The sequence below is a fragment of the Pseudarthrobacter enclensis genome (assembly GCF_030811655.1).
GTDB lineage: Bacteria > Actinomycetota > Actinomycetes > Actinomycetales > Micrococcaceae > Arthrobacter > Arthrobacter enclensis_A.
The window spans coordinates 43,708-58,186 of record NZ_JAUSRE010000021.1 but is presented as its reverse complement, the minus strand read 5'-3'; the positions used below and the strand labels follow the sequence as shown (position 1 = coordinate 58,186).

General features: G+C 63.4%; 14 protein-coding genes. 3 read left to right on the top strand and 11 right to left on the bottom strand.

Features of this window, described 5'->3' with window-relative positions:
* Nucleotides 1-127: 127 nt before the first annotated feature.
* The 11 genes from J2X98_RS17675 to J2X98_RS17625 form a co-directional block, all read right to left on the bottom strand.
* On the bottom strand, nucleotides 128-2,158 hold the full coding sequence (locus J2X98_RS17675; RefSeq protein ID WP_307310808.1) for a hypothetical protein: 2,031 nt from the start codon (nucleotides 2,156-2,158) through the stop codon (nucleotides 128-130).
* A gap of 15 nt (nucleotides 2,159-2,173) precedes the next feature.
* Nucleotides 2,174-2,788 (bottom strand): hypothetical protein, encoded by a 615-nt coding sequence (locus J2X98_RS17670; RefSeq protein WP_307310804.1) that lies wholly within the window; start codon nucleotides 2,786-2,788, stop codon nucleotides 2,174-2,176.
* 5 nt (nucleotides 2,789-2,793) lie between these two features.
* Entirely contained in the window at nucleotides 2,794-3,798 is a 1,005-nt protein-coding gene (locus J2X98_RS17665; protein WP_307310801.1) for a hypothetical protein, read from the bottom strand.
* Between the two features lie 330 nt (nucleotides 3,799-4,128).
* Nucleotides 4,129-4,554 (bottom strand): DUF4913 domain-containing protein, encoded by a 426-nt coding sequence (locus tag J2X98_RS17660; RefSeq protein ID WP_307310799.1) that lies wholly within the window; start codon nucleotides 4,552-4,554, stop codon nucleotides 4,129-4,131.
* Nucleotides 4,547-6,316 (bottom strand): type IV secretory system conjugative DNA transfer family protein, encoded by a 1,770-nt coding sequence (locus J2X98_RS17655; RefSeq protein ID WP_307310796.1) that lies wholly within the window; start codon nucleotides 6,314-6,316, stop codon nucleotides 4,547-4,549. Before J2X98_RS17655 ends, J2X98_RS17660 begins: the two co-directional genes overlap by 8 nt.
* A complete protein-coding gene (locus tag J2X98_RS17650; protein WP_307310793.1) occupies nucleotides 6,316-7,935 on the bottom strand; it encodes an ATP/GTP-binding protein in 1,620 nt (539 codons plus the stop codon). The genes J2X98_RS17655 and J2X98_RS17650 overlap by 1 nt, the downstream gene beginning before the upstream one ends.
* Nucleotides 7,935-9,446 (bottom strand): SCO6880 family protein, encoded by a 1,512-nt coding sequence (locus tag J2X98_RS17645; protein ID WP_307310885.1) that lies wholly within the window; start codon nucleotides 9,444-9,446, stop codon nucleotides 7,935-7,937. Before J2X98_RS17645 ends, J2X98_RS17650 begins: the two co-directional genes overlap by 1 nt.
* Nucleotide 9,447: 1 nt before the next feature.
* Nucleotides 9,448-10,770, bottom strand: a complete 1,323-nt coding sequence (locus J2X98_RS17640; protein ID WP_373460923.1) for a hypothetical protein — start codon at nucleotides 10,768-10,770, stop codon at nucleotides 9,448-9,450.
* A complete protein-coding gene (locus J2X98_RS17635) occupies nucleotides 10,770-11,495 on the bottom strand; it encodes a hypothetical protein (RefSeq protein WP_307310790.1) in 726 nt (241 codons plus the stop codon). The genes J2X98_RS17640 and J2X98_RS17635 overlap by 1 nt, the downstream gene beginning before the upstream one ends.
* A 12-nt stretch (nucleotides 11,496-11,507) precedes the next feature.
* Complete coding sequence (locus tag J2X98_RS17630) at nucleotides 11,508-11,795, bottom strand: hypothetical protein (RefSeq protein ID WP_307310786.1); 288 nt, start codon at nucleotides 11,793-11,795, stop codon at nucleotides 11,508-11,510.
* A 13-nt stretch (nucleotides 11,796-11,808) separates the two neighbouring features.
* Nucleotides 11,809-12,402 carry a DUF6668 family protein gene (locus J2X98_RS17625; protein ID WP_307310783.1) on the bottom strand — a complete coding sequence of 198 codons (594 nt, stop codon included), beginning with the start codon at nucleotides 12,400-12,402 and terminating at the stop codon, nucleotides 11,809-11,811.
* Nucleotides 12,403-12,569: 167 nt separating this feature from the next.
* Here J2X98_RS17625 and J2X98_RS17620 point away from each other — a divergent pair, with 167 nt between their 5' ends.
* From J2X98_RS17620 to J2X98_RS17610, 3 genes are read left to right on the top strand one after another with little or no spacing between them, the layout of a single operon-like run.
* Nucleotides 12,570-12,842, top strand: coding sequence for a helix-turn-helix domain-containing protein (locus J2X98_RS17620; RefSeq protein WP_011689726.1), 273 nt, complete (start codon nucleotides 12,570-12,572; stop codon nucleotides 12,840-12,842).
* A gap of 36 nt (nucleotides 12,843-12,878) precedes the next feature.
* Nucleotides 12,879-13,961, top strand: coding sequence for a CHAP domain-containing protein (locus J2X98_RS17615; RefSeq protein ID WP_307310781.1), 1,083 nt, complete (start codon nucleotides 12,879-12,881; stop codon nucleotides 13,959-13,961).
* Nucleotides 13,958-14,473 carry a hypothetical protein gene (locus J2X98_RS17610; RefSeq protein ID WP_307310778.1) on the top strand — a complete coding sequence of 172 codons (516 nt, stop codon included), beginning with the start codon at nucleotides 13,958-13,960 and terminating at the stop codon, nucleotides 14,471-14,473. Before J2X98_RS17615 ends, J2X98_RS17610 begins: the two co-directional genes overlap by 4 nt.
* Nucleotides 14,474-14,479 lie beyond the last annotated feature (6 nt).

Genomic DNA, 14,479 nt, shown 5'->3' with positions numbered 1-14,479 from the left:
GGACAGTGCACTGAGCAGGTCTTGGGGCCCAGTCTGACATTCTCCGGGCACTTGGACGGCCAGGCAAGCTGAAAGTTTCGACGCCGCTACGAAGGTACCCCTAGGCACAATTCCTCTTTCCCTGCCCTCAAGCGTGACCGTCTTCATTCTCGATGAGACCATACGGTGGGTCATCAGGGTTCTGCGAGTAGCGGACCACGATGTGCTGATTGACAGTCGACGGAGGTTGGTTATCGACGAAAATGATCTGCGCGCCTGCATGCCTGGCGAGCCAGCTTTGGACGTGGCGGTAGATGTTTTCCACGATGTTGCGGCTGCGTGCTCGGATGAACTGGTCGACTTCCGCATCCTCATCGTCCGAACCTCGCGGAGTCGGGAGGCTGACAGCTCCCGGGACGAGGTTCTTCTGAGGGCTGTCGACGATGACGAAACCGGGATGACCTGACCCCTGCTCGAACGCCAACTCGAAGAGCGCGAGTTCCCAGGCGAGTGCGATGAGCGTCATGGCTCCAGAGGAACCGACCTTGTCGTAGCGGCGTCCGCGGACAAACGGCACGAGGTATCTATCGACATGAACGAGGCTGACTTTCGGATAACCGAAGTCTTCAAGGATCTTGAACAGTCGTTCACTGATGGTGGAAAGGGTCGCATCACGAGGTGTGACATTCTGCAGGTATCGCGCTTTGCGCGCTCTCGCTTCCTTAAGGGCACCAGATGCCTTGAGGAGTTCCACTTCTTTTTGCTGCAGCTGCAGCAGCATCTGCCGTGCTCGGAGCAACGTCTTTAGCTCAACGTGCGTGTCGCCGAGTGATTGCTGGATTTCGTCGCGTTGCGTCAAGAAGGGCGAGATAATATCGCCGGAGACACGGTCGAGCGCTGATTGTGCCTCTCTTACCGCTGCGTTGGCGTTGTCCAGATCCCTCCGAAGTTTGTCGCCTTCTGCACGCACTTCCTGGGTGAATGCGAGGAGCTGGTTCAGGCGGCGCACGAGACTACGTCGTTCAGTGCTGAGGTCGGGAACGCTCTGGCCGTCGGTGATATCTGTGGTCAAGTGGGAGTGGCACAGTGAGCACTCACTCCCAACGACCTCGGGCTGTGATTGGAGCTTGCTTTGGCATGCCGGGCATGTCACCACGGTTAGCGAGTCAAAGAGGTTCACCGATTCAGCGACGAGATCGAGTCGACGAATTTCATCGGCGTACTGAGCTCGCAGGGGTTCAAGCCGTCGTGCAAGGGTGTCCCGGTCACGCAGCTCGGTCTGGATGCGCTGTGCCTGCTTCTCGCTCTCGGCGTAGTTCGCCCGTAGCTCGGCGGTGAAGTCACCGCGGGCGGAAATGTTGTCGTCGATAACCCGCTTTTGTGCGTTGAGCTCGGCCATCCGGATTCTAAGCTGGTCCGACTCGGAGTCAATGTCCTTGATGCTTGTGAACCCGGCATCTGACATGAACGTCCGAAGTGTCTGGACAGCTCGCGCGAGCTCCCGTTCCTCCGCGCCGAGTTCCTCCACCGCGCGGGAAAGGGTCGACTGCTCGGTGTCCGATACGCCGAATAGGATATTCACGACTTGGTTGAGCTTGATCGAACGAGGCGGTTGTCTTTCGTACGCGAGGTCGCCGTTGTCAAGCCTCCGGTTAGTGAGAAACCAAAGCGGCTGCAGGTCTCTGAAGCTCAATGCGTTGGTTTTCGAGTCTGCCTGAGTCGGCGACTGGTCCAGGCGGAGTCCACTGAGGCCACACAGTTGCAAGAGGTAGTGGGATAGAGACTCTGCGTCGGAGGGTTCGGATGTGAAGGATCGGACTGGGGTGCCAGACATAGTGTCGAGGTCACCGGTGTAGAGGTAGGCGCTCGTTGTCTTCGTGCCAAGCGCTCTCTCAACGACGTACTGGGCGGAGTCAGTGTCCGGTCCGACGACGTCGATGGCGAGCTGAGCGGATCTTACATTCGCTATCACCTCATCATGTTCGGGGTGCTCTTTTGCGCCAAGGCACCAGTCGATGAACTCAAGCACGGTGGTCTTACCAGTGCTGATCTCGCCGGCGATAATCGACAGCGGGCGGACCAACTCCTGGTCATGGGGGTCTGTGAAATCGACGCGGTACGAGTGCTTTGGACCGACCAAGCGGAGGGCACGTATGTTGAATGCGGGGAGATTCGTCATGGGCGTCGTCGTTTCCTAGAAGAGCATGTCGCGCGGTGGGAGCCCGGAGGCTTCAGACTCGAACTCGTCCATTGTCGGACTGTCGAAGAGGTCAAAGAGGACTGGGTCTACCCGAAGCCATGTTTCGAGGCGCTCCCGCATTTTCGGTGAAGACAGCTTCATCACAATAGGAGTAACCGTCGCAACACTGAGCCGGTATGCGTCCGCGTATACGGAGTAGAGACTGTCCGCTGCTTGCTGTCCCGATTCGGTGACGGTGAAGACTCTCTGCCCCTCGTGTACGGTGAGTTGCACAAGTCCGAAAGCGACTAGTTGGGCGATGTCCGAAGTCACCCGTTCGCGCCGGGAAACGAAGCGCTGGCTCGGTGAGGCGTAGGTGATGGAGTGGCGACCAAATCCTTGCAGCCGTAGCTGATTAGAAGCAGGAGAATCTTCGTCCACCACGAGGAACGGGTTTGCCGATAGGAACTCAATCACCGAAAGCCGCTCGAGATCCAACTTGCTTCCCTGGGCCTTTGCGCCCACCAGCACAAGCATAATCTGGGCCATCCGAAAGGCGGGTATGGTCTCCGCGCGCAGTGTCGATGCTGCGTTATCGTCGGGGGCAGCCTGGGCGCTCACGTTCCTCATCCCCCTTATCCTTCGCCGTTGTTTGGGTCGGAAGTTCTGTTCGACGTAGCTGCACGGTGGTTTTTGGCGATGTCACGCCAGTCCCGAACCCATCCTGCGCGGCCGTTGTCTACGGCTTGATGAAGAAGGCCAACACCATGAAGGACGTGTGCCCGGAGGCTGGCGGCCTCTTGAGCATGGCTAGTCTCGATCCTCTCCAATACCTCGCTATACAGTTGTGGTAAGCGCCGGTCCGTCGAAATCTGACATGCCGTGTTGAAGGCTGTCGACCAGGTCGATGAAACCCGCACACGCCACGTCGAGAGCGCCGAGATTTCTGGCTGAATGCCCTTGTCGGTGATCTCGCGCTCCAAGATCTCGGCGTTGAAGAACGCCTCTCGGGCAGCGAAGGTTTCGGGTAATCCGGCTTCGTCCATCTGCAGCACGAAGAGAGCGCCGTCGTATTTGCTGTCATCGGCAAGTTCCTCCAGTCCCCGGGGCTCTTCGAGGTCAGGACGTGCCTGCGGCAGCGTAAATATGGGTGAGAAGTAGAGGTTCCGAACACCCGCGGCGGCCGGTGCCTGAAGTCGGCGTCGCAGCCGCCCAGCGGTCTGCAGGCTCACTGTGAGGTCGTGGGCCTTGGACGTTCGCTTTTTCCACCCTTCCCACCAGGTAAGCATCGGACCATCCAGTTCGCAGGGGACGCAGAGCGTCCAGGACGCGATCTTGTAGCCGTTCTCCTGGGCAGCCTTGCGGGCCGCATTGTACGAGTCTCGGACATCACCCTGCTGCGTCTTACCGAATCCGTGGATGAAATACTTTGACTGCCAGATATGGACTTCACCGTCTTGCCCGAGGTCGCCGACGTAGGCGTCAATACCCCAGTCGCCCGGGTTCGCTTGAACCTCCTGGACATCGGGATGAACGATCCCAACAATATCCGCCACAAGTCGTTCGAACGCATCTCGGGCACCTGCGGGGCCGCCGAACCGCGTTTCAAGGAACCTGAAATCGACGTCGCCGGAACCCACAACAGCAATCTGATCTAACAACCGGCCCCCAAATCCCTCAATAGCATCAGCATATCTACAACGCATGAGGCGACATATTCCGCGGTGTCGTCTGAACCCACCCCTGCATCGGACTGAATTTACAGACCAAGGCGCGTCGCCGTGATGCGCTGCAATACGTGACGGGTTCGCCTCTGCCCACAGCCGGGGACAATCCTGATGGGTTATCCACCGCTACCGCTGTTGAGGGAGCTTTCCCGATGGCTCCCGGTTCCAGCCGTGGATAACCCGGATTGACCCCAACTATGGACAGCCCGCGTGGTCGCCTTGGGCGTTGCTAATAGCATCCGGTCAGAACAGCCCGGCGGGCGGTTCCTCGCAGGGTAAGGGGGCGAGTTTGGAGCGGTGGCCGTCGTCTGGGGTGCAGCCTTTGAACGGCCCGTCGGTTGAGAGCAGGACTGACATGTGGTGGTCTGCGTGGTCGCGCCACCAAACGCTCATTCCAGTGGTGCCGTCCAGGCGAAGGAATTCCCAGGCGCGCCAGAGCGCTTCGAGGCGGCTGATCGCTTCGGCGTGTTTCCACCATTGCGGGCACCAGGTTACGCCGCCTTGGACGTTGATTTGCCGGCGGTAGCTGGTGGCTAGCTTGCCGCTGACGAATTCGGCGACGTTGGGGTAGAACAGCTCAGGGGCGTCCGAGTCCTCCTCGTCGGCCGGCTCGGTGGGGAGTGCGGTGACCTCGAGCTCATCGTCCCACTCCCCCAGGCCTTCACTCATTGGAGGCACCCGCGGCGATCCAACGGTTCCCGGCCGCTGCCGCCGGCTTGCTTGCGGGATCGTGTGCGGCGATGGAGGCCCGTACCGCATCCGCCTGCGAACCGCTCATCCAAGGCACAGTTTCGAGCAGCGCCGCAGGGGCGCCTGAGGCGAACATGATGGCTCGGCCGCGAGGAAACGCTGCCAGGTCGGAGACGTCCAGGGTGCGTTCTTTGCGGTCGTCGTCGTGGCTGTAGGAGGTGCCTTGTTTGGATCGGCTTCTGGTCATGTTGGAGTACCGGTACTCCCCCACCAGCTGGGCGAGCTCGTTCAGGAACTCGGCTTCGGCAACACCTCCGCCGTAGACCTTGATGTTGGAGGCGGACCAGAGTTTGCGCATCCCGTCGCGGCCCCACACTTCGACGCCTTGGGACCAGGACTGGAGGATGGTCATCAGGACGATGCCGCGGGAGCCGTAGTGGCTGTAGAGGTTCGGCAGTTCGCGCCAGCGGCAGACGTTGGCTGCTTCGTCCAGAACACCGACCATGGGTGTGGCCAGCCGGCCTCCGGGCGAGTGGACGGCGAGTTCTTCGGCGGCTTCGACCGTGGCCACGGTCAGGGCGGTGACCAAGGGGCCCGCGGTTCCTTTGCCTTCCTTGGACAGGCTGTACAGCGTCCCCTTGGACCGGATAAATTCCGCGGGGTCGAACTGTGGCCGCTGGTCCTTGTCGCCTTGGGGTGTTACCCAGCGCGCGACTCGGCGGTTGGTGAGGCAGGAGGCCATCTGCAGTGCCGTGCCGTACACGCCGCCGCGCTGTTTCTCGGGGGCGTTGATGACGCCGCCGACGGCGTTCGCGGTCTGGGTGAAGCCGTGCGCCTTGAGGATGTCCACTGCTTCATCCTCAGCGGGACGGGTCAGCCAGGTGTGGACCTGTGTGATCGGGCGGCCGTCGAGGGCCGCGGCGAGCAGGAGCCCGGCGAGGAGATCCTGGCCGGCTGGGTCGAAGTAGGCGTCCGTTTTGGCGTCCGGGCCGCGGGAGCCGGCCGCGAAGTGATCTGCCAGGCGTGCCGCTTTCACCTCGTCCGTGACGTAGGACAGGGGGTTCCACCACCAGGAGGGTTCCTCGAGGGCGACGGACTGCGGGTCGAAGACCCAGACCGGGCCCTCGGCGGCGCGGACGTCGCGCGTTCCATCAACGATGTCCCGCTTGTTTGAGGTCACCAGCGCCGCTCCCGGGGCGGCCAGGATCGCAGGGATCGCCCGTGACGTGGTCTTGCCCGTCCTGGGTCCCCAGATGTCGATGTGCATGTCTTCCCAGGACCCGTAGACCATCTGCCCGCCCAGAACCGTCTTGCCTACCGGGACACCCGGTGAGCCCTTAACTCCGAGACGTTCGGCCGTGGCAGTGGCCCCGCGCAGGCTCAGAGCGCGCAGGTCCCGCTCTTTGGCCATGTGCGGGGCAGCGGCGTCCACCCGGGAACGCTTGGACCGTTTCCGCAGCACCGCACGGACCACCAGAACGGCCACGACGACGATGAGGACGCCGAAGCTGACCAGTACCCAGGTGGCGGCCGCCGGCCACGTGACCTTGTGCGAGAGCAGGCCGAAGACCAGTTCAAACGGGTTCACTGGCAGCTGCTGGCCATCCTTGGACAGGAGCGACCCGAGGTGAACGGCACCGGCCACTGAGCCGACACCGAGCACCACGACGGTGATGAAGACCCAGAGCAGGATGGTTTCGCCATCCATCGCCGAACGCTTGCCGCTGCTTGGCGCACCCATCAGTTGTCCCCTTCGCCGTTCCGGCTGATCGTCCAGCGCTTGTTTGTATCGTGGAGCGATTTTTCGACGCTGGTTAGCTTCAAGGCGACGGGGATTCCGGGGCGGCCGCCGACTTTGAAGAGGAATTTGCCCAGGCCCGGGCGGACCCGTTTGCGGGATCCGCCGACGTCGGTCCATGACCCCGGGTCAGCCCAGGAGATGAGGCGGGCTTGTTCGGCCCGGGAGAGGGTGACGGCTTTGTTGAGTTTTTCCATTTCGGCTCCGGGGAGCGCGCCGCAGACGACCATGCCGGAGCGTTCGACGAATCCGCGGGCTTTCATCCGTTCGGATTCGGTGGGCAGGGCTTCGAGGTCGCTCATGGTGTGCGTGATCATTGCCTGCCCGACGCCTTCGGTACGGTTGAGCCGGGTGAGTGAGTCGACCCGGTCGACCATGCCCTCGCCGGAGCGCAGGGCCCGCCAGAGTTCGTCCATGACGACGAAGTAGTTGCGGCGCGGCTCCAGGCCGGCGTCGGCCAGGGTGTGGGCGACCTGGACGGTGGCGAACCCTGTTGACCAGCAGGCCAGCAGGCAGGCCGCTTGGATGTCTCGCTGGGTGTCGGAGATTCCTGAGAGGTCGAAGACCACGGGTTTGGTCAGGTCCATCGGCTGGTCGGTGGGTTTGGAGAACATGTCGGAGAATCGGCCCGAGCCGTCGAGGGAGTACAGCGACTGGCGCAGCTGGTCTGTCGCGTCGAGGTAGCGGCTCATGTCGCCACGGTCCAGGGCGATCGCGCGCAGCTCGTCGGGGGCGTCTTTGATGACCTCGATCAGGTCCCCGATGAGGGGCACGCGGTCCAGGCGTTCGTCCAGGATGTGCAGGGCCCGGTCGATCAGGGATTCCTCGTGGGCGCTGGGCTTGGCGTTGCGCACGATGGTGATCAGCGCGGTGATCATGTTCAGGCGCCGGTTGTGCGAGTCGGCCATCAGCTGTTCGGCCAGCTTCTCCGCCTTCGCCGCTGCAGCGAGCAGCTGCGCGGCCGCGGCCTGGTCGCCCTCTGGATCGTTCAGGGTCCGGTTCGCCTTGGCCCGGTGCTCCTCGGCCGAGGCGAGCAGCCTGACGGCGGCTCCCGTGGCTTCACCGGGGTCCAGGACGTTCAAGTGGCCGCGGCCAGGGCCCAGGCTGATGACCTGCCCGCCGAGGGCTTCGATCAGGTCAACGTAGTCCGGTTTCAGGTCACCGAGGATCAACGGGTTGATGCTCCGGCCTGCCAGTCCCAGGACGATGTGCCGAACAAGGGTGGACTTGCCATAGTGCGGCAGGCCGAGGACGAACATGGAGGGGTTGTTGATCATGCCGTGCATGAACCAGCTGATGGGATCGGCCCCGAAGGGCGCTCCGGTGTCGGTGTGAACGCCGATCGGCACTCCCAGGATCGGGGTGCCGGACCCGCCCACGAATGGCCAGAGACCGCAGACCTGGACGGAGGTGCCGCGCCATTCGTCGGCGGCGGTGACGTAGACGGCTTCGCCCTGTCCGCGGCCGCGCCAGCCCCGCAGGCCCGGGCGGCGGGCGACCGCGGGGGCGAGCTTCGTCGTTGGGGCCGGTGTGCGCTGGTGCTTGGTCTTGCTGCCGAACATCACATGGCCTCGCGGATCTCTTCGGGAACCTTCAAGTGCTTGGGCAGGACCAGCCCCAGTGGCAGAGACGCGGCAAAGGCAGAATCCTGTGAGCCGTACGCGCGCCGCAACAGCAGACGTGCCGATGGGCCGAGGTTGCCCTCCACCACGGCGACGGCGTCCTCAAGGTCACGGGCGGACAGCACCGTGGCCGTGACCACCATGCCGAAGTTGACCAGCCCGGCCCCCTTGGCTTCCTCCGCTGCGGTGGCCTGCGCAGCGCGCGCATCGACCAGAGCGCGTGCAGTGGGCCGGTTGGTCGAGGAGGCCCGGGTCAATGCGCTGGTCTGGTCGGACTCGACGATGGCGGCCGCGCGGCCGGCTTCGATCGGCCGGTACAGCAGGGTGACGCGCTTGCGGGCGATCTCCCCGTGCGGCGCGACCAGGCGGGCCAGTGCTGATGCCAGGATGTGTCCGCGGGGTGCGCCCGTCATTGTCCAGGACACAGAGTGGCCGGAATCGTGGCGGTAGCCGTCCCAGTTGGCTTGGTGGGCGGACGGTCCGACATCGCCCCAGTCCAGGTCAACGGGTGTGCCCTGGTAGTGGGCTTCGTCGATGAGCCGGGCCGCTGCCGGGTCGTAAGCGACCCGAACAACCTCACACAGTTCCTGGGCGTTCAACGGCGCGCATGCACCCGCGCCGGTGGATTCCAGACGCTCGGTCAGGCTGGGAAGCCGTGAGGCGAGATCCCTTGCGATCTCGTCGGCGGTGCGTCGTTTGCCGCCGGCCCGGGCAGCGGCGCTGAACGTCAGCGCGACCCAGGCGCGGATCGTGGCCGATCCCTGCGGGTAGGTGTTCAAGGCCTCGCGGAGCATGGCCTTGGCAATGTCAGGGGCGTTGTCATGGATGTTCGATTCAACTTCCCTGCGCAGCCGTGCCCCGGAATCGGGTGCGGTTTCGACCGTGACGGATGCAGCCACGACGGCAGGTTCATTCGACAACGAGGCCAGCCAGCCGCCCCAGTTAGCCACCCAGGCATCAATCTGCTCGGGATCGACCAGGGACGCCCCGTCGGGCTGGGTGCCGAAGACAACGGTGTAGTGGGCGGTGGCGGGAAGGTGGATCAGTGCGAAGGGGCGTCCGTAGGAGTCGGTGAACTCGTGAAGCTTGGAACCGGCGGAGATCCCAGGCAGCTGGAACTCGCCCCAAGGCGTCAGCCCCAGCGGGCCGGAGCGGTAGATATTGGCGCGTCTGCGCCGCGCGGAGCGGAACGCCAGCCGGGCGAAGACCCGCTCCCCTACGGACTTGTTGTGCTTGTCGGTCACCGAGACGACGGCCAGCGCCACCCCAAGGATGAACAGGGCAATGAGCCCGGCGAACCAGCCGCCGACGAAGAGACAGATCACTGTGATGATGAGGCCGACAAACAAGCCGGCTGTTGCCAGCCCACCAAGGGTGCCGATGCCCGCTTTGCGGGGACGTCGCCAGTTGCCGTAGGTCGGTTCCCTGTATGTGTTCTCGATCGCTGCCATTTCAGGCACCCCCCGTGGATTCTTCGCTCATGTCTTTGATGGCCCCGGAAGCGGCCCGGCCTGCTTCGACGCCTTTCTGTGCTGCCAGTACGGCGACACCGCCTGCACCTGTGGCCGCAGCTGCACCGCTGGCGGCTGCTCCGCTGGCCGCAGCCCCACTGCCGGCACTGGAGGATGCTGCCGGGCCAGTTCCTGGTTGCGCACCCGTGGCTCCCGAACCCCGGGTGCCGTTCGTTCCTGCTGTGCCGGACGTTCCTGCCGTTCCTTGGCTGCCAGTGCCCGAGGGGCCCTGCGATCCAGGGCTTTGGTTCGAGGTGCTGCTGGTTGTCGTCGAGCTGGTGGATGATCCGCCGCCGCGTCCGGCGCTGCCCATGCTGATTGCGCCGGAAGCCAGTGCGCCGACCGTCCCTGCTGCCAGAGCGCCACCGCCGCCAGCGACAGCACCAACCATTGGGGTGACGAACCGCATGAGGGCTGGCATGGCGAACAAGGCAATGATCATCAGGGCCAGTCCGGTGACCGTTGCCAGGAGCGCGGAGCCGAAGTCCTTGCCGTCACCAACGTTTCCGAAGATCTTGCTGCCGCTGAGTTGGAAGGCCGTCGCGTAGATAATGGCGGCCGCGGGCTTGTAGAGAATGAAAGCGATCAGCCAAGCTGTGCACTTCTGGAACCAACCCTTGCCGGCCTCGGTGTTACTGAAAGCTGCAGCCGTAGGGAAGATCCCGGTCAGGATGACGAGCAGGCCACCGCGGATGATCATGAGCACGATCTGCATTACGGAGGCCAGAATCGCGATGAGCCCCAGGAGAATGATCATGATCGAGCCGATCGGGCTGGTGGCCGAAAGCGCCAACAGGGCCGTGATGTTCTCGTTGAACGAGGTCCCGTTCGTGGAATTAGTGATGATCCAGGCTGAAAACTGATCCGCCGCGACCGTCAGCAGTCCTACTGCCGCCACACCGGCGCCGGAGACGACGATTAGGGTCGCCAGCGAACGCACCAGATCCCGCAAGGGTGCACCCCTGCGCTCAATCGTCATCTTGGCTGCACCTACGAGGACAGACATCACAGCCAGGGAAGCGGTCCAGAAGTAGAGACTGTTCTGCAGGAACAACACCGGGTCACTCGCCGTGGACCCTCCCGGGGCCGCGGTCAGAGCGGGAGTTCCTACGTTCAACCAAAAAGTCCCGAGAGTTTGTACCGTTTGTCCAACGGCATCGGCAATGGCTTTCGCCATGTTCTTGACGGCATCATTAGCGACATCCTCTAAGGCCGCACCTGCATGGCAGCCAATGCTGAAGGCCTCCCATCCTTCGCAGGCCATCAGACACCAGACCAGGGAATGTACCCGGACAAGTCGCTTATCTGTCCCCCGCCCGTGCTGCCGGTTGCGGGAACAACAACCTTCCAGTCGCCACCGTGCCACTGGAGCGGAACAGGAACGGAAACCAGCGCACCGTTGCTGCCCTTTGCAGCAATAACGACCACTGCGCGATCAGCTTCATACGATCGGATCTGGAAGCCTGCGATTTGCGCTGTCACAGCTGATGTCGCTTGCGTCTCAGGCTGATTCAGCAGTGCATCTCGTTCGGGTCCAGGGACTGCTAGCTCCTCATAAACCAGTCGAGCCTTCCCTGTAGCAGACAGTACGGCGACGTTCGACGCCGCGTACAGGGCTCCCATGGGTGAGTGTGCGAAGCAGGAGCGGAGGCCGTTGGCTTCGGTCTTGCCGGGGCCGAATTGCGTGGGCGATGTTGGTGCGGCGATCTTGCCGACCAATTCCCATTTGGTGTCGGCGGGTGTAGTGGCCGGCTTGGCCTGGTCGCCGGATGGCAGGCCGCACACGCTGGCCGCCGACGATGCCGTAGGTTGGCCGCTGCTGGTGCTCGTGTTGGTGGAGCTCGGTTCAGGGGACGCCGTTCCGCCGCCTCTGGGAACCAGGGCCAGGATTACCCCGAGCGCGACAATGATCGCCACGACAACGGCCGAGATGATGAACTTAGGTTTGGTCAGCGGATTCTGGTCTTCGTTCACTGTCGGTTCAGTCATGGCTGAAGTTCCTTAGACCAGGGCGCCTACGACGCCGCCAGCGGAGGCTGCCAGGATGCACCCGCCGAGGACCCATGCCAGACGGCCGGCATGCTCGCCGCCCTCTCCGCGTCGGTTGTTGATCATCATCGTTCCGGCTGTGATCAGGATGCCCGCTACGGCCAGGCCGAACACGATCCATGCGAGCCACTTGAGCATCGTCAGTACGCCTTCAGAGCCGGGAGGCGCTTCACCTGTGCCCGGGTTCGGTATCTCTGTGATGGCAAGGCTTGACCATTCCATGGCCTTGGAGAACAACATGAGTTTCTACTTTCTATTTGGCCGTGAGTCCGGCGGTGGCAGTTACTGCGATGTGCACCTGCTCGAGAGTGGTGCGGGCTTCTTTGGGAAGTTCCTCGGTGGCGACGTCGTGGCCGTAGCGCCATGCCTCCACCCAGGGGAAATGCCACATGTGGGGCACTCCCCCACCGACGACGCGAGCGAAGTCGCGGATCTCTCTGGGGAGCCGTCCGGGAGCGTCAGCCATGACCACCAGGCCGGCGACCTGGATCCCGGGAAGTGACCTTGATGCCCATTCCGTTGCCGCCAGCCGTGCCGCACGAAGGCCTGGGATATTGGACCGGGCAACCAGGACGATCACGGAGCCGGCTGCCGTCAAAGGCCACTGATGCTCGGCGGCTTTGGTTCTCTTGTCCAGGCGCGCAAGCGACGTTTCGCCCGCGCCGCCGTGGACGCCAAGCCACCAGAAGCTCGGTTCCCTCCCCGCAACGTTCCTTCGGGGAAGCCGGTCCGCCTGATCCGGCTGCGGAACACTCAGCTGTGGCCTCGTCGCCCCCGTAGGGATGAAAGGCGGCTCTTCCGGGATAGCTGAAACGGGTTCGTCGATAATTTCTGCGCCGAGCGTCACCCAGCGATTCTTTGAGACCGGCATTTCACATCCCCTACTAATGTCCGCAAAGATCGTATCGGTACCATCCGACACGAAAGGCCAAAAGTGACCCCCAACAACAGCTTTAGTACCTTTCAGTCACTTCCAGTACATCACAGTACCAATTTGTGGTCTACGATGGCTCTATGCGGTGGGACGGACTGAGCGTGGACCCCAAGTACCTGGAAGCACTCTTCGCCAAGTACCCGGAGCGTCTTACGCCTCAGGACCTCGAAGAGATCTTCGGGTTGTCCCGGAACACCGTCTACCGCTGGCTCCAAACAGGAGTGATTCCTGCTTACCAAGTCGAGAAGACATGGTTAATCGCCAGAGATCAAGTCAAGGACTGGGTCTGGGAGAACCGGAACACGCTCAGGAAGGGCCAGACACCAGAAGTGAACGACGAGGATCAGCCCTAGGGCGCAGCAGCCGACGAGCAGATGTGAGGGGGACACATGCAATCACGAACGAGCGCGCCCGCGCTGGTCGCCGGCGCCGTCCTTGCACCCGTCGGCTTGGTGCTGTCCATCATCCTGTTCGGCGGGGGCTCCCAGGCAGCGGCCGATGTCTGCTCACCAACCGGGTCCAGCGTCAGCGTTGACGCAAGCCAGCTGCCCAAAGTCGCTGTTGCCGGTTACGAGGGCGAGCAACTGAAGAACGCGGCCCTGATCATCAACGCAGGCAAAGCACGTGGCCTGTCGGCCCGGGGGCAGACAATCGGTGTCATGACGGCCATGGGCGAATCCGGGCTGCGTGTCCTGGACTACGGCGACGGCCCGGGCCCTGACTCCCGGGGACTGTTCCAGCAGCGCGACAACGGCGCGTGGGGGTCTTACGCGGACCGCATGAACCCAACGACTTCAGCGACGAGCTTCTTTACCGCCCTGCAGAAGGTCAGCGGGTGGGAACAGCTCGAGCCTACTACGGCCGCGCACAGGGTCCAGCGCAACGCCGACCCGTTCCACTACCAGTCCTACTGGGCGGCCGCCGTTGAGGTCGTCGCCGCCCTGGGCGACGTGCCGATCACCGATGCCGGCGGGGAAAGCTCCTGCGGGATCCCCGGCCAATCCGGCAAAGACGATGACCTGCCCTGGCGCACGGCCAAGATCTATGAGCCATCCCCGCTGGGCATGTTCAACCGCGAATGCGTCGACTTCGCCCTCTGGCGTGTCAACCAGCAACTGGGCAGCACCACCGCCCCCTACAAGGTCCTGAACGGCACCTTCCGGCCTGACGGTGCCGTGCTCGGCTCTGCCCTTACCTGGAAAGACGGCTGGGACGCCAAGGGCTGGCCCACCGGTGGAACGCCACGTGTCGGAGCGGTCGTCTGGTACTCCCCCGGCACCGGGGGCGCCGATGGCACCTACGGCCACGTCGCCGTCGTCAAAGCCGTTAACGGTGACGGCAGCTTCCTGGAAGAGGGCTACAACGGCAACCCCGCCCCGAACGACCACACCTACTACACCCGCACCGTAGAGAACAGCACTCCCAGCGCCTTTCTCTACCTGCCCGGCAGCGACCAACCGGAGGAACCATGAAACGCGCCCTGACAGCCCTCGCGGCCCTGCTCGTGTGCACGGCATGCGCGCCGGTATCCAGCTCTACGTCCGCGGAACCATCGCCCAGTGCTTCCGCCGCCAGCACAGCCACGCTCAGCGCGGGCGGTAAGCCCCAAGCTCCCGGCGGCACAGCACCGGCCACGCTAGGCATTGTCTGGGACGAGGCAAGCAAAACAGCCGCGCTGGAAACCGCGACCGAGGCCATGACGCTGTATGCCCGTCCCACTGTCACCGACAAGGAATGGATCCAGGAGCTCGGCCAGCTCCTCACCGCCCAAGCAACCGCTGATTACCAATACGTTGACCCGGCCAACATCCCGGTCACCAGGATCACCGGAACCGGCCAGCTCAAGATCGATGAGAACAACGGTTTCGGCTGCCATGTCGTCTTTCCCACCGACGCCGGCGACTACGACGTCCAGCTGCTGCGCAGCGCAGCCGACAAGCCCTGGCAGGTCAACCGTTTCACGCCCCCGAACGGCACAAAGTAAGGACAG

Bases quoted from the DNA above. Each gene is read 5' to 3' on its own strand.
- J2X98_RS17675 (WP_307310808.1), bottom strand. From the start codon at position 2,158: ATGACGAATCTCCCCGCATTCAACATACGTGCCCTCCGCTTGGTCGGT.
- J2X98_RS17670 (WP_307310804.1), bottom strand. From the start codon at position 2,788: ATGAGGAACGTGAGCGCCCAGGCTGCCCCCGACGATAACGCAGCATCG.
- J2X98_RS17660 (WP_307310799.1), bottom strand. From the start codon at position 4,554: ATGAGTGAAGGCCTGGGGGAGTGGGACGATGAGCTCGAGGTCACCGCA.
- J2X98_RS17655 (WP_307310796.1), bottom strand. From the start codon at position 6,316: ATGGGTGCGCCAAGCAGCGGCAAGCGTTCGGCGATGGATGGCGAAACC.
- J2X98_RS17650 (WP_307310793.1), bottom strand. From the start codon at position 7,935: ATGTTCGGCAGCAAGACCAAGCACCAGCGCACACCGGCCCCAACGACG.
- J2X98_RS17645 (WP_307310885.1), bottom strand. From the start codon at position 9,446: ATGGCAGCGATCGAGAACACATACAGGGAACCGACCTACGGCAACTGG.
- J2X98_RS17640 (WP_373460923.1), bottom strand. From the start codon at position 10,770: ATGGCCTGCGAAGGATGGGAGGCCTTCAGCATTGGCTGCCATGCAGGT.
- J2X98_RS17635 (WP_307310790.1), bottom strand. From the start codon at position 11,495: ATGACTGAACCGACAGTGAACGAAGACCAGAATCCGCTGACCAAACCT.
- J2X98_RS17630 (WP_307310786.1), bottom strand. From the start codon at position 11,795: ATGTTGTTCTCCAAGGCCATGGAATGGTCAAGCCTTGCCATCACAGAG.
- J2X98_RS17620 (WP_011689726.1), top strand. From the start codon at position 12,570: ATGCGGTGGGACGGACTGAGCGTGGACCCCAAGTACCTGGAAGCACTC.
- J2X98_RS17615 (WP_307310781.1), top strand. From the start codon at position 12,879: ATGCAATCACGAACGAGCGCGCCCGCGCTGGTCGCCGGCGCCGTCCTT.
- J2X98_RS17610 (WP_307310778.1), top strand. From the start codon at position 13,958: ATGAAACGCGCCCTGACAGCCCTCGCGGCCCTGCTCGTGTGCACGGCA.